This window comes from Streptomyces camponoticapitis (assembly GCF_014646115.1).
Classification (GTDB): domain Bacteria; phylum Actinomycetota; class Actinomycetes; order Streptomycetales; family Streptomycetaceae; genus Streptomyces; species Streptomyces camponoticapitis.
The window spans coordinates 378,113-395,403 of record NZ_BMMV01000001.1; the positions used below are offsets into that span (position 1 = coordinate 378,113).

Sequence of the window (17,291 nt, forward strand, 5' to 3'; positions counted from 1 at the left end):
CCCGTGACCTCGCAGGCCACCCGAGTCCTCGTGCTCAACTCCGGCTCCTCGTCGGTGAAGTACCAGCTGCTGGACATGCGTGACGGCACCCGTCTCGCCGTCGGTCTCGTCGAGCGCATCGGCGAGAGGGCGTCGCGGCTGGTGCACACCCCGTCGGGCGGGGGCGCGGAGAAGCGCGAGCGTACGGAGCGGATCGCCGACCACGAGCAGGCGCTGAAGGCCGTCGCCGGTGAGCTGGCCCGGGACGGCATCGGTCTCGACTCCCCCGAGCTGGCCGCGATCGGTCACCGGGTGGTGCACGGCGGGCCGGAGTTCAGCGCCCCGACACTGATCGACGACGCCGTACTCGCGGAGATCGAGCGGCTGGTGCCGCTGGCCCCGCTGCACAACCCGGCGAACATCACCGGCATCAGGACGGCCCGGGCGCTGCGTCCCGATCTGCCGCAGGTCGCGGTCTTCGACACCGCGTTCCACTCGACGATGCCGGAGGACGCGGCGCGGTACGCGATCGACACCGGGACGGCCGACGCGCACCGGATCCGGCGCTACGGCTTCCACGGCACGTCGCACGCGTACGTCTCCCGCCGGGCGGCGGAGCTGCTGGGCCGCCCGCCGGAGGAGCTGAACCTGATCGTGCTGCATCTGGGCAACGGGGCGTCGGCGTCGGCCGTCGCGGGCGGGCGCTGTGTGGACACCTCCATGGGGCTGACCCCCTTGGAGGGGCTGGTGATGGGTACGCGCTCGGGAGACATCGATCCGGCGGTGGTCTTCCATCTGGAGCGGGTCGCGGGAATGGGCACCGACGAGATCGACGAACTGCTCAACAAGAAGAGCGGTCTGATGGGGCTGTGCGGCGACAACGACATGCGGGAGATCCTCCGCCGGGTCGACGGGGGTGACGCCGCGGCGACGCTCGCGTTCGGCATTTACATCCACCGGCTGAAGAAGTACATCGGCGCCTATTACGCGGTACTCGGCCGGGTGGACGCGGTCGTGTTCACCGCGGGGGTCGGTGAGAACGCGGCGCCGGTGCGGGCGGCCGCGATCGCCGGACTGGGCGGGTTGGGGCTGGTCGTGGACGCGGAGCTGAACGCCGTACGGTCCGGCGAGCCGCGCCTCGTATCGCCGGGACACGCGCGCGTCGCCGTCGCCGTGGTGCCGACGGATGAGGAAATGGAGATCGCCCGCGGGACCTTCGCATTGGTCGACGCCTGAGCGCCACCCCGCCCATTTGTACTTTCCGCCAGACGGAATATTCCGTGCCGAAACAAACCGATAGGATCCGCCTTATGCGCCGTTCCAAAATTGTCTGCACACTTGGCCCCGCCGTCGACTCGTACGAGCAGTTGAAAGCGCTCATCGAGGCCGGTATGAACGTGGCCCGACTGAATATGAGCCACGGGTCCCATCCCGAGCACGAGGAGCGGTACCACCGCGTCCGGAAGGCGGCCGAGGCCACCGGCCGGGCCGTGGGCGTGCTCGTCGACCTCCAGGGCCCGAAGATCCGTCTGGAGACCTTCGCCGAGGGCCCCGTCGAGCTGATGCGCGGTGACGAGTTCATCATCACGACCGAGGACGTCCCGGGTGACAAGGGCATCTGCGGCACCACCTACAAGGGCCTGCCGGGTGATGTCACCAAGGGCGACCAGATCCTGATCAACGACGGCAACGTCGAACTCCGCGTCACCGATGTCGAGGGCCCTCGGGTCAAGTCGCTCGTCATCGAGGGCGGGGTCATCTCCGACCACAAGGGCATCAACCTGCCGGGTACGGCGGTCAATGTCCCGGCGCTCTCCGAGAAGGACGTCGACGATCTGCGCTTCGCCCTGCGGATGGGCTGCGACATGATCGCGCTGTCCTTCGTGCGCGACGCGGACGACATCAACGACGTGCACAAGATCATGGATGAGGAGGGCCGCCGGGTCCCCGTCATCGCGAAGGTCGAGAAGCCGCAGGCCGTCGCCAACATGGAGGCTGTCGTCGCCGCGTTCGACAGCATCATGGTGGCCCGTGGCGACCTGGCGGTCGAGTACCCGCTCGAAAAGGTCCCGATGGTGCAGAAGCGCCTCATCGAGCTCTGCCGCCGCAACGCCAAGCCGGTGATCGTGGCGACCCAGATGATGGAGTCGATGATCACCAACTCCCGCCCGACGCGCGCCGAGGCGTCGGACGTGGCGAACGCGATCCTGGACGGGGCCGACGCGGTCATGCTGTCGGCGGAGTCGTCCGTCGGCGCGTATCCGATCGAGACGGTCAAGACGATGTCGAAGATCGTCGTCGCGGCCGAGACCGAGCTGCTGTCCAAGGGCCTCCAGCCGCTCGTACCGGGCAAGAAGCCCCGTACGCAGGGTGGTTCGGTGGCCCGTGCGGCCTGCGAGATCGCGGACTTCCTGGGCGGCAAGGCGCTGGTCGCCTTCACCCAGTCCGGCGACACCGCCCGCCGGCTCTCGCGCTACCGCACCATCCAGCCGATCCTCGCCTTCACCTCGGACGAGGCGACGCGCAACCAGCTCTCGCTGAGCTGGGGCGTGGAGTCCTTCGTCGTACCGCACGTGAACACCACGGACGCGATGGTCGACCTCGTGGACGCGGAGCTGCTGAAGCTCCAGCGCTACAGCGAGGCGGACACGATGATCATCACGGCCGGCTCCCCGCCCGGCGTCCCCGGCACGACGAACATGGTCCGTGTCCACCGGCTGGGAGACACCCGCGTCGTCCAGGGCTGAACACCGACCGCGGAGCGGGCCGCACAGTCAGCTGTGCGGCCCGTCATGCGTAGGGGGAGCGGCGCGCCCGGGGCCCCCGGAGATCCGCCGGACAGGCCCTAGCCGGTGATGTAGTTCCGCAGTCCGGGAACGGTGAGTGTGCCGCCGAACTGGCCCGCCTGAAGGACCTCGACCTCCGTGAAGAAGGCGAACGGGACGTTGAGCGGAGGCGGGGTGTCGGGGGTGAACTCGATCGGGATCAGGCCGAACAGATTGCCCGTCAGCATCTCTGTGTACATGGTGACCTGACCGTCGCGGATGGTCGACGTGGAGTCTTCCCTGCTCGCCACGTGCGCCGTCCGCCCCTCCGGGTAGACGACCTTCTGGTGCAGGTCCTTGATGTCCACCTCCGACGCGGTGAACTTCAGCGCCTTCTTGATCTTCCCGCTGCCCGTCTTCACCTCGACGATGCCGTGGTAGTCCAGGCCCCGCAGCGTGAGCTTGGAGCTCTCCAGTTTCCACGGGTCGTCCGGCAACAGCGGTATGCCGGGCTCCAGTTCGGCGGCGGCCAGCGCCTCCGGGTCGGCCTCCGGGCAGGGGAAGCGCGGCTTGCCGTCGGCGCCCTCGGGGATGTCGTCGTCCTTGTGGGCTTCCAGACCCTTCGCGGCGTCGTCCAACTCCTCGACCTCCGCCCCGGCCTTGTCCGCGGCGTCCCTGATGGCGTCCTCGGTCCGGTCGGCGGCGCTGTCGTCGTCGGACTTCTCCGGATCGGGCTTGTCGCTGTCGGGCTCGTCCGTCCCGGCACCGGCGTCCGGCCCGGAGTCCGCGGGTTTCTCGGGCGCCGGGTCGGCCGGCTTGTCCGTCTCCTTGTCCGGTACGCCGAGAAGGTCACCCAGCGCGTCCCCCAGACCCAGTGGGTCCAGCGGGTCCTTGGACTTGGACGCGCTCGGCTCCGGCGCGGGCTCCCTGGGCGTGGCGGGCTTGTCCGCGTCGGACGCGGGCGGCGTCTCGCCGGGCGAGGGCTCGGGACCGTCCCCGTCACCGTCACCGCCGCCGGGCGGCTTCGGCCCGTCCGTTGAATCCCCTGACGGATCCCCGGACGAATCGCCTGACGCGTCGTCCGAGGGCTTCCCGGACGGCTTCTCGGACGGAGAGGCCGACTCCTCCTGCGGCTCGTCGGAGCGCGTGACGCACGGCCCCGGTGCGAAAGGGATGTCCTTGTCGCCGTCGGCGAGCGCGAGCCGGGGCGTGAGCCCCATCCCGACGAACACCGCCGTCGGCATCGCGGCCAGTGCGAACGCCTTGCCGGCCGGGATCTGGAGCTTCGTCAGCAGCGACTTCCTGGGGGCGGCGTGGCGCGGGCCGCTTCTCTCGCGGGCCTGCCCGCCTCCGGCCGTCTCCGACCGAGTGTCCTCACCCCGCACTGTTCCTCCCGCCGTTGGCATGGGCAGTCGTGTCCGTCAGCTTCAGGCCCCCGTCATGCGGGCCGGGGAGAAAAGGGTCGTCCCCACCCCCGTCCGGGACTCCCTGATCGACGGCACCGCCGTCGGGCTTGAACGTCTGCCGCCGTACGGCCGCGTGCTTGGCCGGCCTGCCGTCGGCGGAATCGTCGGCGTGCTCCTCGTCGTCCACCGGCCGTCCCGGCGCCCACGATATGGAGAGACCTCCGCCGATGAGCGCCAGCGTCGCGCCCATCATGAATCCGCCGATGTTGGAGACGGGGATCGAGACGAGTCCCAGCAGGATCGTGGCGACGCCGGCGAAGACCCTGACGATGCTCTGGAACCACATCGTCAGACCCAGCGTGGCGAGCAGGACGCCGATGATCAGCGAGCCCGCGCCCGCCGTGGTGGCCATCGTCAGCGTGAGATGGCCCAACTTCAGTTCGGCGTAAGGGAAGTAGGCGATCGGCACTCCGCTGAGGAGTGTCAGAAGCCCCGCCCAGAAAGGCCGAGTACCCCGCCAGGCGCGGAAGCGCAGCCGCCAGTACGTGAATCGGCCGCGGGGTTCCGAAGACTCGGCGCTCATGGAAAACAGCTCCCTGGTACCGGTGTTGCTGTGAGAGTTTTGGGGAGTGGGCGGACGCGACCGCGTCAGACGGGGCGCGCCCGCCCGAGGGGCGGACTGCTCAGGACCCGGTCAGGGTCTAGTAGCACTCCTTGACGCCCTTGTGCAGCTTCAGGCTCAGACCACTGAGCTCGAAGGTGCCGGCCGTGGTCGCCCAAGCCGTCTGCCTCACATCGGTCAGCGTCGCCTCTTCCGCGCGCTGTGCGAAGCCGAACGGGTTGACCTTCTTCTCGGTCCCCGGCTGGATCCTCGTGTCGCCGGCCGCCACACCGATGTCGATGTTCTTGAACTTGGCGTCGGCGTCGAGCTGGGCGACGTCCAGATACAGGTTGGTCGCCTTGACCGGCTTCGCGGACTCCCGGCCGGCACGCAGCTCAAGGCTGACACTGCCGAAGATCGGGACGTCCGGAGTGACCACCGACTGGCACATGTTGCTGATCGTGGCCGAGCTGAAGCCGGAAACGGCCACCGGATGGGCGGTCTTGTTGCCCTTGAGATCGGTACCGTCGGCGATGCTGCCGTACTGGACGAAGTCCTGGCCCACCAACTGGTCGGCCGAGACCTTGAAACTCTGCCCCGACACACTGAACGACGCGGCGAGCGCGCCCTGTGCGAGAGCGACACCTATCGCGGCCGTCGCGGCCACGCTCGGCACCATGACGACGGCGAACCGCTTCCATCTGGTCCCGCCACGTGCTTGGGACTCCATCACTTTCCTCCTTCTCGGACGTACATCTCCGGATCGGGCCTCGGCCCGTCCTGGGATGGGAGAAGTGCTACGTCCTCGGGAAGGAGAGCGTCCGTGCGTTCACGCGGACCGGGCCGCGTCAGAATCACCGACGATCACCCCCGAGCGACAACCACTGGACCACGCCTGGCGCGTGGCCGCCGGACAGGCCCCGCCGGTCGGCGGGAACCCCCCTGTCCGTGGGTCGGCGCCACTGCTCCGCCGGCCCGCCCGGTGGGGATCCAACGTGCGGTGGCCACGGCCGGATCGCCGCGCCGGTGCGCTATTGGACCGAGCGTGGACGATCGTGGTGTATTCGCGCTCGGGACACAAGGGGGGTCGTTACTGGCTAGTAATGGGTGGCTGTCCGAGGGGCGACGGGGTGCCGTCGAGCGGGCACACAGGGTGCCTCGAACCGGCCCGACAGAACTCGCGAATACCACCAATAACCGGACAGACCAAGCGGGTTGATTTACTCGCAGTAACAGCGACCCCGCTTTGCCAAGTTTTGGCAAAGCGGGGTCATCGGTGTCGTCGGGTCGGCAAATCGTTATGCGCGGCCCCGGAAGACGGTACGGAGCCGGTACGGCGTCAGAAAAGAACCCTGGCGAGTGCCGACCGCGCCGCGGTCACCCGGGGATCGTCCGAGCCGATCACTTCGAAGAGTTCGAGCAGCCGCAGCCGCGCCATGTCCCGGTCCTCGCCCGCCGTGCGCCGCACGGCCTCGACCAACCGGCCGAAGGAGTCCTCCACATGACCGCCGACCAGGTCGAGGTCGGCGGCGGCGATCTGGGCGGTGACGTCGTCGGGCCGCTCCGCCGCGTCCTTGCGCACCTGCTGCGGGTCCAGCCCCTGGACCCGCGCGAGCAGTTCGGCCTGGGCGAGACCGAGCTTCGCCTCCGTGTTGCCGGGGTCGTCGGCGAGCACGTTGCGGTACGCCTGGGCGGCGCCGCCGAAGTCGTTGGCGTCCAGCGCGCGTACGGCGGCTTCGAGCAGCGCGTCGTACGGACCCACCTGCTCCACCGGCCCGGCCTCCTCCTCCGCCGGGCCGGCCTCGGCGTCGACGGTGAGACCGGTGAGACCGAAGCGCTGCTCGCCGACCTGGATCAGCTGGTCCAGCGTCTCGCGGATCTGGATCTCCGGGGCCGCGCCCTGGAAGAGGGGCAGCGCCTGGCCGGCCACCACGGCGAAGACCGCCGGGATGCCCTGGATCTGGAACTGCTGCATCAACATCTGGTTCGCGTCGACGTCGACCTTGGCCAGAACGAACCGGCCGTTGTACTCCCGGGCCAGCCGCTCCAGCACGGGGCTGAGCTGCTTGCACGGCTCGCACCACTCGGCCCAGAAGTCGATGACGACCGGGACCTCGGCGGAGCGCTGGAGGACGTCGCGCTCGAAGCCCGCCTCGTCGACGTCGATCACCAGACTGGAGGGGGATACGGCACCGGTGTCGCCCCGACGGGCCGCCTCGGCGCGGGCCTGCTCGGCCTTGGCCTTGGCCTCACCGGCCGCCTTCACCGCGGCGAGATCGACGACGCCGCTCATGGACATGTTCCTAGGCTGCATGAGTACATCCTCCCCTCTCCGCGCGCGCAAGTGAAAAGCAATCGGACAGTTTGTACCGCCCACACAGAACCGCGCCCGTCCCCGGCCCCCCCCGCGGGCTGCGGAGTGCGCGGACGGACACGGTGGTCAGGCCTCGGCGGGCCCCGCGCATGACCTGAACACGTACGGGGCAAGTCCCCCGTGGGGGACATGGGTTCGTACGGGGTCCCCACCCCGTACCAGTGGTCGTCGCTCAAGAACCGCCCCTGGGAAAACGGTCTTTCGCTACGGATCGTAGCGTAACCGCAAGCTCCCCCGTCCGTGTGAGATTCATCCGGTGAACTGACTCACAGCGGATTCCCTACCGACGGGTATGGTCGCGGGCATGCTGAGCCGCCGCCATGTGAACCCCACCCGCTCCGGCCGTCCCCGCAGCGCCGCGGCCGACACCGCGATCCTGCTGGCGACGCGGGCGGCGCTGGTGGAGCTGGGCTGGTCCAAGCTGTCGATGGGGGACGTCGCCGCACGCGCGGGCGTCGCCAAGACCACGCTGTACCGGCGCTGGGCGAGCAAGAACGAGCTGGTGGTCGACGCGGTCGCCGTCATCTTCGACGAGATCGAGATCCACGACCGGGGCAGCCTCACGGCCGACATCGAGGGCGTCGTGCTCCAGTTCGCCGCCCTGCTGGACCGGCCGGAGACCAAGACGGCGCTGATGGCGGTGGTCGCCGAGTCGACGCGGGACGACGCGCTGCGCGACCGGATCCGTACGGCGATCGTCGACCGGCAGAAGGGACTTGTGCTCAAGGGCCGTGAACGGGCGCAGGCGCGGGGGGAGTTGGCGTACGAGAGCGATCCCGGGACGGCGGCCCGCAACGCCGACCTGATCTTCGACGTGATCGCGGGCGCGGTGGTGCACCGGACGCTGGTGAGCGCGGAGGCGGTGGACGAGGACTGGGCGCGGGGCTTCACGATGCTGCTGGTGGGCGGGCTCGCCGCGATCCAGGGCTCATAGCCTGAGCCCCTTGACCTCAAGTGGACTTGGGATTCTAGCGTCGGGGCCGTACCGATCCCGAAGCTCCCGCACCACGGAGGACGCCGCCATGGCTGTTCAGGAGTACACCCCCGAGGAACTGGCCACCCAGCCCATCGGCTACTGGAGCGGCGCGACGATGCGCCTGGTCGTCGGCAGCATCCGTGCGGAGCTGGCCACCGAGGACCTCACCCAGCCGCACTGGTGGACGCTCAACCATGTCGCGGGCGCGCCCGGCGCCTGGGGGCCGGCCCGGCTCACCGAGCAGCTCACGCCCTTCGACGACCAGGACAGCGACTTCGACGCCGTGTACGGCGATCTGATCGCCCGCGGCTGGCTGGCCGAGGAGTCGGGCACGTTCGTCCTCACCGAGGCGGGGGAGGCCGGCCGGCTGCGTGCCAAGGAGCGGCTGACGAAGGTCAACGAGCGGGTGCACCGGGGCATCGCGCCGGAGGAGTACGCGGCGGCCCTGAACGTCCTGCGTCGGATGATCGACAACCTGGGCGGCGACAGCGGCCTGCCGCGCACGAGCGCACGCGCCGGCGGCTGACGCGTACGGCGTCCCCGAGCCGTACGGCATCCCCGGGCGCCGCGCGGCGTCAGAAGCCGGGCGGCTCCGTGTACGTGCCCCACTCGTCCCGCAGTACGCCGCAGATCTCGCCCAGCGTCGCCTCGGCGCGGACGGCCTCCAGCATCGGGCCGATCATGTTCGACCCGTCGCGCGCGGAGACCAGCATCGCGTCCAGCGCCGCCCGGACCCGGGCGTCGTCGCGGGCGGCCTTGCGGTCCGCCAGCTCCACCACCTGGTCGCGCTCGACCTCGTGGCTGACGCGCAGGATCTCCAGGTCGCCGGTGACCGAGCCGTGGTGGACGTTGACGCCGACGACCCTCTTCTCGCCCTTCTCCAGGGCGCGCTGGTACTGGAAGGCGGACTCCGCGATCTCGCCGGTGAACCAGCCGTCCTCGATGCCCCGCAGAATGCCGGACGTCATCGGGCCGATGGGGTGCCGCCCGTCGGGGTGCGCCCGCAGGCCGCGCTCCTTGATCTGCTCGAAGATCTTCTCGGCGTCGGCCTCGATGCGGTCCGTGAGCTGCTCGACGTACCAGGAACCGCCCAGCGGGTCGGCGACGTTGGCGACGCCCGTCTCCTCCATCAGCACCTGCTGGGTACGGAGGGCGATCTCGGCGGCCTGCTCGCTGGGCAGCGCCAGGGTCTCGTCCAGGGCGTTGGTGTGCAGCGAGTTGGTGCCGCCGAGGACCGCGGACAGCGCCTCGACGGCGGTCCGTACGACGTTGTTGTACGGCTGCTGCGCGGTGAGCGAGACACCCGCCGTCTGGGTGTGGAAGCGCAGCCACTGGGCCTTGTCCGTCCGCGCGCCGTACATCTCCTTCATCCAGCGCGCCCAGATCCGGCGCGCGGCGCGGAACTTGGCGATCTCCTCGAAGAAGTCGAGATGCGCGTCGAAGAAGAAGGAGAGGCCGGGGGCGAAGACGTCGACGTCCATGCCGCGCGAGAGGCCCAGCTCCACGTACCCGAAGCCGTCGGCGAGGGTGTACGCGAGCTCCTGCGCGGCCGTGGCACCGGCCTCGCGGATGTGGTAGCCGGAGACGGAGAGCGGCTTGTACGCGGGGATGGACGCCGCGCAGTGCTCCATCAGGTCGCCGATCAGCCGCAGATGGGGCTCGGGCTGGAAGAGCCACTCCTTCTGCGCGATGTACTCCTTGAAGATGTCGGTCTGGAGCGTGCCGTTCAGTACGGCGGGATCGATGCCCTGACGCTCGGCGGCGACGAGATACATGCAGAAGACCGGGACGGCGGGGCCGCTGATCGTCATGGACGTCGTGACGTCACCGAGCGGCAGGTCGCCGAAGAGGATCTCCATGTCGGCGGCGGAGTCGATCGCGACGCCGCAGTGGCCGACCTCGCCGAGGGAGCGCGGGTCGTCGGAGTCGCGGCCCATGAGGGTCGGCATGTCGAAGGCCACGGAGAGACCGCCGCCGCCGTTGGCGAGGATGGTCTTGTAGCGCTCGTTCGTCTGGCGCGCGTTGCCGAAGCCCGCGAACTGGCGGATCGTCCACGTACGGCCCCGGTAGCCGGTCGCGTGGAGGCCGCGCGTGAAGGGGTACTCACCCGGCCAGCCGATCCGCTCGAAGCCCTCGTACGTGTCACCCGGACGGGGCCCGTAGACCGGCTCGACGGGGTCACCCGAAAGCGTGCTGAAGTCCGCGTCCCGCTTGCGGGCCTTGTCGTATCGGGCCTGCCAGCGCTGGCGGCCTTCCTCGATGGCTGCGGTGTCGGCGTGCGCGTGAGGGTCCATACCTCGAATTTACTTGGACGTCCTAGTAAATGTCGAACGCACACCGCCACGAGTTTTCCTCGTGGCGGTGGAGGGGCCGGGGGTCAGGCCTCGACGGGAGCGGTCTCGTCCCGCGTGATCAGCGGCTGGACCTCTTTGGTGATCTTCGGTTCGACGAAGAACGAGGCGACCGGGATGCAGCCGGCGGCCAGCACCCACAGGAGCTTCCCGAAGGGCCACTTCGCCTTGGAGCCCAGGTCGAAGGCGAAGACGACGTAGACGATGAAGAGCACGCCGTGGATCTGGGAGATCACCATGGTGTCGCCGGTGTCGAAGCCGTATTTCATGACGATGGCGACGGTGAAGACCAGCAGCCAGACGGCGGTGATGTACGCCATGACCCGGTAGCGGGTCAGGATGCTCTGTTTCATGCCCATGAGCGTAACGACCCGAAAAATCCCCTCGGACATCGGGGCCCGGGGGCGGGGCGGGGGCGGACGGCTCTCAGCTGTCGTCGAAGTCCTGGGCGGAGACGCGCAGCGGGCGCAGCATCGCGAAGATCTCGGCGCACTCCTCCGCGTCGTACGCCCCGAGGCCGAACTCCATCGCCATCAGATCGCGGGTCGCGGCCTCGACGACCTCACGGCCCTTGTCAGTGATGGAGGCGAGGGTGCCGCGGCCGTCGTTGGGGTTGGGGCGCTTGTCGACGAGGCCGGACCTGACCAGACGGTCGATCGTGTTCGTGACGGAGGTCGGGTGGACCATCAGCCTCTCGCCGATCTTGGACATGGTCAGCTCACCGGCCTTGGAGAAGGTGAGCAGCACGAGCGCCTCGTACCGGGCGAAGGTCAGCCCGTACGGCTTGACCACCGCGTCGACCTCGGCGAGCAGGATCTGATGGGCCCGCATGATCGAGGTGATCGCGCCCATCGACGGCACTGGCCCCCAGCGCTGCTGCCAGAGCTCGTCGGCTCGGGCGATGGGATCGAAGGCGAGGCTGAGCGGCTTGGACACGCGGACGACCTTACCCAGTGGTCATAAGGCGGTCTGCCCCTACTCCCGGATTGTCCGGGAGTAGGGGCGGCGGGCCTCGCGTACGAGCGCGCCGGCGGTGTCGTACCACCACAGAGTGTGACCGTTATGTAACGATTGCCCGGTCCTGTGCCGCTTCGGTCGTTCAAGGGGGCTGGATGTCCAGCCGCACCACGCGCCTCGTCTCCGTCGCCACCGCCGCCCTCGCCGTTTTCGCCCTCGCCGGCTGTTCCTCCGGCTCCGACGCCCCCGCGCCGGACAGGACCGGGGCCGCGGCGGTGCGGGGCGAGGCGGCCCCGACCGCCGGTTCCCCCTTCTGGGTCGACCCGCGGAGCGACGCCGCGCGCCAGGTCGAGCAGTGGCAGGCGCAGGGCCGTACCGAGGACGCCAAGGCCCTCAGGCGGATCTCCGAACGCCCCGTGGCCGACTGGCCCGCGGGTGACGACCCCGCGCCCGAGATCCGGAAGGCCGTGAAGGGCGCCGCGGGAAAGCGCACGGTGGTCCTCGTCGCGTACAACATCCCGCACCGCGACTGCGGCCTGTACTCCGCCGGGGGCGCCCGCGACGGCCGGGCCTACCTCGACTGGATCGACTCCTTCGCCGGCGCCATCGGCGACGCGCGCGCCCTGGTGATCCTGGAGCCGGACGCCGTCTCCCACCTGGTGGACGGCTGCACCCCGGCCGAGCACCACGGGGAGCGCAACCAGCTGCTCTCGGGGGCGATCGACCGGCTGAAGCGGCAACCGGCCACCAAGGTCTATCTGGACGCGGGCAACCCGGCCTGGATCAAGGAGCCGTCGAAGATCGCCGAGCCGCTGCGCACGGCCGGAATCACCAGGGCGGACGGTTTCTCGCTCAACGTCTCCAACTTCCAGACGGACGAGGCGGTCAAAGCCTTCGGCACCAAGCTCTCCGGACTCCTCGACGGCGCGCACTTCACCATTGACACGAGCCGCAACGGGGCCGGCCCCCTCACGGGTGAGCGGGACGCCGCCGACGAGGCCTGGTGCAATCCACCGGGCAGATCGCTCGGTACGCCCCCGACCACCGAGACCGGTGACGCCCTGGTCGACGCGTTCCTCTGGATCAAACGGCCCGGCGACTCGGACGGCCCCTGCCGGGGCGGCCCGGCGGCCGGTACATGGTGGCCGGACTACGCCCTCGGGCTCGCCCGCCGCGCGCGCGGCTGAACCGGCGCCCCGGGGCTACTCGCCCCGCACCTGGATCCACCTCGCCTCCGACGACACCCCCGCCGTGTCCGTCACGAACAGCATGTACCAGCCCGGCGGCACCAGCGTCGGGTCCGACGGCACGTCCACCGTCAGCGAGCCGCCCCGCTTGGTCATCCCGAGCTCGATCGAGCGCTGCTCCACGTCGGTGCTGTGCGTGACGGCGCTCGGCCTCATCAGCCGCGCCTTCGCGATCCGCTCCGGATGCTCCGTACGGAAGGTGGCCCGCCCGTTCTGGTCGAGTTCCGCCGGTCCCGCCGCCAGCACCGGCCGCCGCTTCGCGCGCTCGCCTTCCAAGGAGGGCGGCGTGTAGATCTCCACCCGCTGCTCGAACGTGCCGAGTTTCGTGTTGTCCGCGTCGTCGAAGAGCGGGTCGGAGCCGAAGGTCGCCACCCGCCCGTCGGGCAGCAGCAGCGCCTCGGAGTGGTAGTTGCGGCCCACCGTCGGGTCGGCCGCCCTGGTGAAGGTGTTGGTCTCCGGGTCGTAGAACTGCGCCTTGAGGATGTCGCTGGCGCCCCGCCCCCGGTAGTCGGACGAGCCGCCGCTGGTGAAGACCGTGTCGTCCGGCATGATCACGCTGCTCAGGTAGCGCGTCCCCTGCGGCAGATCCGGCCCGGCCCGGAAGGCCGGACTGTCCTCCTTCAGGTCCACGATCGCCGTACGGGACGTGGCCTTCGACGACTCGCCGACCCCGCCCCCGCCGAGGACCATCACCTTCTGGTCCTGCGCGGGCGGCAGCACCAGTGAGGCGGAGGTCTCCGTCTGGTCGAGCCGGCTGAGCCCGTCGACCTTCGTGAAGATGTTCCTCCGCAGGTCCCACAGACCGGGCTGACGGCCCGCCGTGGCGGGGCCGTACCCCGCGTTCGACCCGGAGTAGAAGATCTTGCCGCCCTTGGTGAGGAAGAGCGCGGGATACGTCGGGAAGTAGCGCGTCGGTCCCTTGGACCACTTCTTGGACTTGGGGTCGTAGATCTCGTTGTCTCCCGTCAGTACGGCGCCGACGTCGTCCAGGCCCGAGACGGCGAGCACCCGGCCGTCCTGGAGGGTGACCAGCGTCGGGTACCAGCGGGCCTCCTTCATCGGGTCCACCCGGATGTACCTCTCCGCCACCGGGTCGAACTCGTACGCCGCCTTGATGCCCTGGAAATCCTGCTTCTCGGTGGTCAGCTTCTGCGCCAGGCCGTAGAAGTTGCCCGCGTCCCTGCCCTTGAGTCCGACGATCCGGTACTGCGCGGCCTCCGTCGTCAGCGCCCGCGGCCCCTTGTCGACGGCCTCCACGAAGACCCGCGCCTCGCCCGCGGTGACCTTGGTCTTCCAGGGCAGCATCCGGCCGCCCTTGGCGTATGTGATCTTGAAGTCCCGCTTCGCCCTGGGCACCGTGACGTCGAACTTGCTCACGTACTCGACCCCCGACGGGGACCGGAAGCGGGTGCCCTTCTTGAAGGTCCGCGCCCTGTCCGGGCTCTCGTTCTTGACCCGCATCCCGCCGCCCGCCCGGTCGACCTCCCCGTCCAGGACCTCGTAGCGGGCGGTGCCGCCCGCCACCAGCAGCCGCCCGTCGGCGAGTTGGGAGTGGCCCGAGCAGAAGAAGTCCTCGGGGGTGGGGATCTTGCGGTACGAGTTGTCCGCCGGGTCCCACAAGACGGTGTCGAAGGTGCCCGCGTCGAACTTCTGCTGGCTGTTGCCGGAGCCGGCGATGAGCAGCACCTTGCCGGTGCGCAGCAGCGCGGCGTGGATGGCGTTGGTGCGGTACTCCTCGGGTACGTTGAGCACCTCCCAGGAGCCGTACCGCGCCTTGTACCCGGGCTGCGCGATCTTGTACGCGTGGTACTTGTCCTCCGCGAAGGAGATGGCCGCCGGCGCGTTGAGCGACATCAGCAGCACCACCGCCCCACCGCCGAGCAGCGTCTTCTTGAACTTGTGCGAGGGCCGGTAGGCCATGGGTCAGTTCCCTCCTGTCGTCGTGGCGAGAGCCGGCTCCGGCTGCTCCGGCCCGTCCTCGACGGCCGGCACCGGGACGCGCGCCGCGACGCGGCGAGCGCGCAGGGTGGTCCAGCCCCAGACGGCGACCGGGGCGAGCGAGACGACCAGGGCCAGTACGGCCCAGGTGCGCATGGCGGCGTGGGTGTTGCCGAAGTGGACGGACGCCGCGAGTGAGCTGGAGAGCACGGCGGCCCAGAACAGATGCAGCCGGAAGGTCATGGGCCGGTCGGCACTGGTCTCGCCGCCCTTCGGGGTGACCACGAACCGGCCCTGGGTACGCAGCACCGCCGAGCCCAGCGACTTGAGATAGATGGGCGCGCACAGCGCCGACATGGCCATTCCGGCGATCCCGCCGGAGCCGCTGGGCTCGTGCGGCGAGACGTTGTGGCGCCGGTTCCAGAGGTAGAGCCCGATCTGGCAGGCGGCCGCGTCGCTGTAGAGCATCAGCCAGAGCGAGGACGACACCTGTGTGCCGGAGGCGCCGAGCCAGAGGAACAGGACGCAGCTGAGGATGCCGAGCAGCCAGTTGACGGCGGTCATCGGGTAGTAGACGAGCATCAGCGTGTAGCTGATGAGCCGGCCGGGCGGCACCCGGAACACCGCCTTGCCGTACTGCCGGAGGATGGTCTCGTAGGTCCCCCGCGACCAGCGCAGCTGCTGGGTGAAGAAGTCGGTCCAGGAGGCGGGGCCCTCCCCGACGGCGAGGACGTCGGGCGTGTAGACGGACCGCCAGAACCGCCCGGTCTGCGGGTTCCTCCTGCGGTGCAGTTCGAAGCCGGTGGCCATGTCCTCGGTGATGGAGTCGTAGAGGCCGCCGACCTGCTTGAGCGCGGTGACCCGTACGGCGTTGTTGGTGCCGACGAACATGGGCGCGTGGTAGCGGTTGCCGGCCCGCTGGATCAGCGCGTGGAAGAGGAACTGCTGGGACTCGGCCGCCTTGGTGACGGCCGCGTCGTAGTTGCCGTAGACCTGCGGTCCGACGACGAAGGCGACGTCCGGGTCACGGAAGAAGCCCAGCATCCTCTCCAGGAAGTTGGGCAGCGGGACGTGGTCGGTGTCGACGGAGGCGAAGAAGTCGTAGTCGTCGCCGTACATCGCGAGCCAGGCGTTGTAGTTGCCGTGTTTGGTGCGGGCCTTGTGGACGCCTTCCTTCCTGTTCCACTCCGGTACGCCGAGGCGGCTGAAGTGACAGACCCCCAGCTCCCGGCAGAGCAGCCGGGCGGACGGATCGTCGCCCTCGTCGAGGAGCCAGACGTCGAGGGGGCCGCGGTGGCGCAGCCGTACGGCTCCTTCGAGGGTGGCCCGCAGCATGGAGAGCGGTTCCTTGCCGGGGACGTACGTGGTGACGAAGGCGACGCGGGTGCCCACCTCGGGGACGACGGGGACGGGGTCCCTGGCGACGAGCGTCGCGTGTGCGATGGAGGCGACGTTGACCAGCATGAAGAGGGCGATGAGCCCGATCGACACGAGCATCACGGTGTCGAAGGCGACGAGCCAGCGGGCGGCGCCCTCGCGTTCGGTCCAGTGGGTGGGCCAGACGAGATAGACCAGCAGCACTCCGGAGAGGAGGGGGGCCATGACCATCAGCAGGACGGCGCGCACGCGGTGGGGCTCCCGCGCGAGAAGACTCCGGTACTCCACCTGGTACGCGGCCGTCCGGTCCGGCTCCGTCAGCGGGCCGGCGAGACAGCTGTAGGTGTCGTAGTCGTAGCCCTCCGGCCGCACGGTGCCTCCAGTCAACTCCAGCGCGTGAGCGAGGTCGATATCCTCAGAAAAGTGGATATACCTCGGCGTGTCGACTGGGGTCGTCCGTGCGAGTGGCGGTAGGGGGAGCCGAAGCGGCATTGGAGATCACGGATCTGACGACGGATCCGGCGGCCGGGGGCGTGCCCCTGACCGCCGGATCCGGTGGTGCTTGACCCGATGGGGTGACGTGAGGTGAGAAGCGCGGCCGGCGGGCGCCGTCAGCCGGCGAGGTGCCGCTCCAGGGACTCGACCTTCGAGTTGAGGGCGTCGGTGACCCCGGGCCGTACGTCGGCCTTCAGGACGAGGGACACACGCGGGGCCCGCGCCTCGACGGCGGCGACCGCCCGCTTGACCACGTCCATCACCTCGTCCCACTCGCCCTCGACGGAGGTGAACATGGCGTCGGTGTGGTTCGGCAGTCCGGACTCGCGTACGACGCGGACGGCGTCCGCGACGTACTCGGCGACATCCTCGCCCACACCGAGCGGCGTGATGGAAAAGGCGGCGATCATGCGCTGACCGTACCCTCGCGGCGGGCGCGGGAGGCGATGACCTCGTCCTCGGCCTCACGCTTGAGCTTGCGCTCCGCGAAGAAGCCGCCGGTCGGCAGGACCGACAGGACGAAGTAGAGGGCGGCGGTCCCGAGCGGCCAGCGGACGCGCTTCCAGGCGTCCAGCCAGAAGATCACGTAGAGGACGAAGAGCAGTCCGTGGATCAGGCCCATCGGGAAGACGGCGTCGAAGTCCGTCGTGCGCTTGAGCACGGAGCAGACGAGCAGCAGCAGGAAGGACACGGCCTCCGGCGCCGATACCAGGCGGAGACGGTGGAGGGATGAGGCGGTCTTGATGTCCACGGGGCAGGCACCTTTGTCGTCGGGGGGCGGCGCGGTCGTCGCCGGGTGATCACCGTGATCGCCGCGCGCGGGAT

Annotated in this window: 16 protein-coding genes; 5 read left to right on the top strand and 11 right to left on the bottom strand. The window is 69.7% G+C overall.

Features of this window, described 5'->3' with window-relative positions; translation table 11 throughout:
• The first annotated feature begins 3 nt into the window (after positions 1-3).
• Positions 4-1,215 (top strand): acetate kinase, encoded by a 1,212-nt coding sequence (locus IEY79_RS01585; RefSeq protein ID WP_189105391.1) that lies wholly within the window; start codon positions 4-6, stop codon positions 1,213-1,215.
• Between the two features lie 74 nt (positions 1,216-1,289).
• Positions 1,290-2,726 (top strand): pyruvate kinase, encoded by a 1,437-nt coding sequence (gene pyk / locus IEY79_RS01590; protein WP_189105392.1) that lies wholly within the window; start codon positions 1,290-1,292, stop codon positions 2,724-2,726.
• A gap of 98 nt (positions 2,727-2,824) precedes the next feature.
• Here the strand turns inward: pyk and IEY79_RS01595 are convergent, their stop codons facing one another.
• The 4 genes from IEY79_RS01595 to IEY79_RS01610 all read right to left on the bottom strand — a co-directional run bounded on the left by IEY79_RS01595 (position 2,825) and on the right by IEY79_RS01610 (position 7,065).
• The gene (locus IEY79_RS01595; protein WP_189105393.1) at positions 2,825-4,129 is read right to left on the bottom strand and encodes a hypothetical protein; all 1,305 of its coding nucleotides are present in this window, start codon (positions 4,127-4,129) and stop codon (positions 2,825-2,827) included.
• Positions 4,119-4,733 (bottom strand): DUF6114 domain-containing protein, encoded by a 615-nt coding sequence (locus IEY79_RS01600; RefSeq protein WP_189105394.1) that lies wholly within the window; start codon positions 4,731-4,733, stop codon positions 4,119-4,121. Before IEY79_RS01600 ends, IEY79_RS01595 begins: the two co-directional genes overlap by 11 nt.
• 118 nt (positions 4,734-4,851) lie before the next feature.
• A complete protein-coding gene (locus IEY79_RS01605; RefSeq protein ID WP_189105395.1) occupies positions 4,852-5,481 on the bottom strand; it encodes a DUF6230 family protein in 630 nt (209 codons plus the stop codon).
• A gap of 609 nt (positions 5,482-6,090) precedes the next feature.
• Positions 6,091-7,065, bottom strand: a complete 975-nt coding sequence (locus IEY79_RS01610; protein ID WP_189105396.1) for a tetratricopeptide repeat protein — start codon at positions 7,063-7,065, stop codon at positions 6,091-6,093.
• A 364-nt stretch (positions 7,066-7,429) separates the two neighbouring features.
• Here IEY79_RS01610 and IEY79_RS01615 point away from each other — a divergent pair, with 364 nt between their 5' ends.
• Positions 7,430-8,059, top strand: a complete 630-nt coding sequence (locus IEY79_RS01615; RefSeq protein WP_189105397.1) for a TetR/AcrR family transcriptional regulator — start codon at positions 7,430-7,432, stop codon at positions 8,057-8,059.
• A gap of 88 nt (positions 8,060-8,147) precedes the next feature.
• Complete coding sequence (locus IEY79_RS01620; protein WP_189105398.1) at positions 8,148-8,627, top strand: winged helix DNA-binding protein; 480 nt, start codon at positions 8,148-8,150, stop codon at positions 8,625-8,627.
• 49 nt (positions 8,628-8,676) lie between these two features.
• Here IEY79_RS01620 and icmA read toward each other — a convergent pair whose 3' ends face one another.
• The 3 genes from icmA to IEY79_RS01635 all read right to left on the bottom strand — a co-directional run bounded on the left by icmA (position 8,677) and on the right by IEY79_RS01635 (position 11,388).
• On the bottom strand, positions 8,677-10,395 hold the full coding sequence (gene icmA / locus IEY79_RS01625) for a coenzyme B12-dependent isobutyryl-CoA mutase large subunit (protein WP_189105399.1): 1,719 nt from the start codon (positions 10,393-10,395) through the stop codon (positions 8,677-8,679).
• Between the two features lie 83 nt (positions 10,396-10,478).
• Positions 10,479-10,805, bottom strand: coding sequence for a DUF3817 domain-containing protein (locus IEY79_RS01630; protein WP_189105400.1), 327 nt, complete (start codon positions 10,803-10,805; stop codon positions 10,479-10,481).
• Positions 10,806-10,878: 73 nt separating this feature from the next.
• A complete protein-coding gene (locus IEY79_RS01635) occupies positions 10,879-11,388 on the bottom strand; it encodes a MarR family winged helix-turn-helix transcriptional regulator (protein ID WP_189105401.1) in 510 nt (169 codons plus the stop codon).
• Positions 11,389-11,564: 176 nt separating this feature from the next.
• Here IEY79_RS01635 and IEY79_RS01640 point away from each other — a divergent pair, with 176 nt between their 5' ends.
• Positions 11,565-12,596 (top strand): glycoside hydrolase family 6 protein, encoded by a 1,032-nt coding sequence (locus tag IEY79_RS01640; protein ID WP_189105402.1) that lies wholly within the window; start codon positions 11,565-11,567, stop codon positions 12,594-12,596.
• Between the two features lie 15 nt (positions 12,597-12,611).
• Here IEY79_RS01640 and glxA read toward each other — a convergent pair whose 3' ends face one another.
• The 4 genes from glxA to IEY79_RS01660 form a co-directional block, all read right to left on the bottom strand.
• Positions 12,612-14,576, bottom strand: coding sequence for a radical copper oxidase GlxA (glxA, locus tag IEY79_RS01645; protein ID WP_189105403.1), 1,965 nt, complete (start codon positions 14,574-14,576; stop codon positions 12,612-12,614).
• 3 nt (positions 14,577-14,579) lie between these two features.
• The gene (locus IEY79_RS01650; RefSeq protein ID WP_189105404.1) at positions 14,580-16,343 is read right to left on the bottom strand and encodes a glycosyltransferase family 2 protein; all 1,764 of its coding nucleotides are present in this window, start codon (positions 16,341-16,343) and stop codon (positions 14,580-14,582) included.
• 239 nt (positions 16,344-16,582) lie between these two features.
• On the bottom strand, positions 16,583-16,876 hold the full coding sequence (locus IEY79_RS01655; protein WP_189105405.1) for an MTH1187 family thiamine-binding protein: 294 nt from the start codon (positions 16,874-16,876) through the stop codon (positions 16,583-16,585).
• Positions 16,873-17,217, bottom strand: a complete 345-nt coding sequence (locus IEY79_RS01660; protein ID WP_189105406.1) for a DUF3817 domain-containing protein — start codon at positions 17,215-17,217, stop codon at positions 16,873-16,875. The genes IEY79_RS01655 and IEY79_RS01660 overlap by 4 nt, the downstream gene beginning before the upstream one ends.
• Positions 17,218-17,291 lie beyond the last annotated feature (74 nt).

Coding starts and splice junctions, on each gene's coding strand:
- IEY79_RS01600 (WP_189105394.1), bottom strand. CDS start 4,733: ATGAGCGCCGAGTCTTCGGAACCCCGCGGCCGATTCACGTACTGGCGG.
- IEY79_RS01610 (WP_189105396.1), bottom strand. CDS start 7,065: ATGCAGCCTAGGAACATGTCCATGAGCGGCGTCGTCGATCTCGCCGCG.
- pyk (WP_189105392.1), top strand. CDS start 1,290: ATGCGCCGTTCCAAAATTGTCTGCACACTTGGCCCCGCCGTCGACTCG.
- IEY79_RS01655 (WP_189105405.1), bottom strand. CDS start 16,876: ATGATCGCCGCCTTTTCCATCACGCCGCTCGGTGTGGGCGAGGATGTC.
- IEY79_RS01620 (WP_189105398.1), top strand. CDS start 8,148: ATGGCTGTTCAGGAGTACACCCCCGAGGAACTGGCCACCCAGCCCATC.
- icmA (WP_189105399.1), bottom strand. CDS start 10,395: ATGGACCCTCACGCGCACGCCGACACCGCAGCCATCGAGGAAGGCCGC.
- IEY79_RS01615 (WP_189105397.1), top strand. CDS start 7,430: ATGCTGAGCCGCCGCCATGTGAACCCCACCCGCTCCGGCCGTCCCCGC.
- glxA (WP_189105403.1), bottom strand. CDS start 14,576: ATGGCCTACCGGCCCTCGCACAAGTTCAAGAAGACGCTGCTCGGCGGT.
- IEY79_RS01630 (WP_189105400.1), bottom strand. CDS start 10,805: ATGAAACAGAGCATCCTGACCCGCTACCGGGTCATGGCGTACATCACC.
- IEY79_RS01640 (WP_189105402.1), top strand. CDS start 11,565: ATGTCCAGCCGCACCACGCGCCTCGTCTCCGTCGCCACCGCCGCCCTC.
- IEY79_RS01605 (WP_189105395.1), bottom strand. CDS start 5,481: ATGGAGTCCCAAGCACGTGGCGGGACCAGATGGAAGCGGTTCGCCGTC.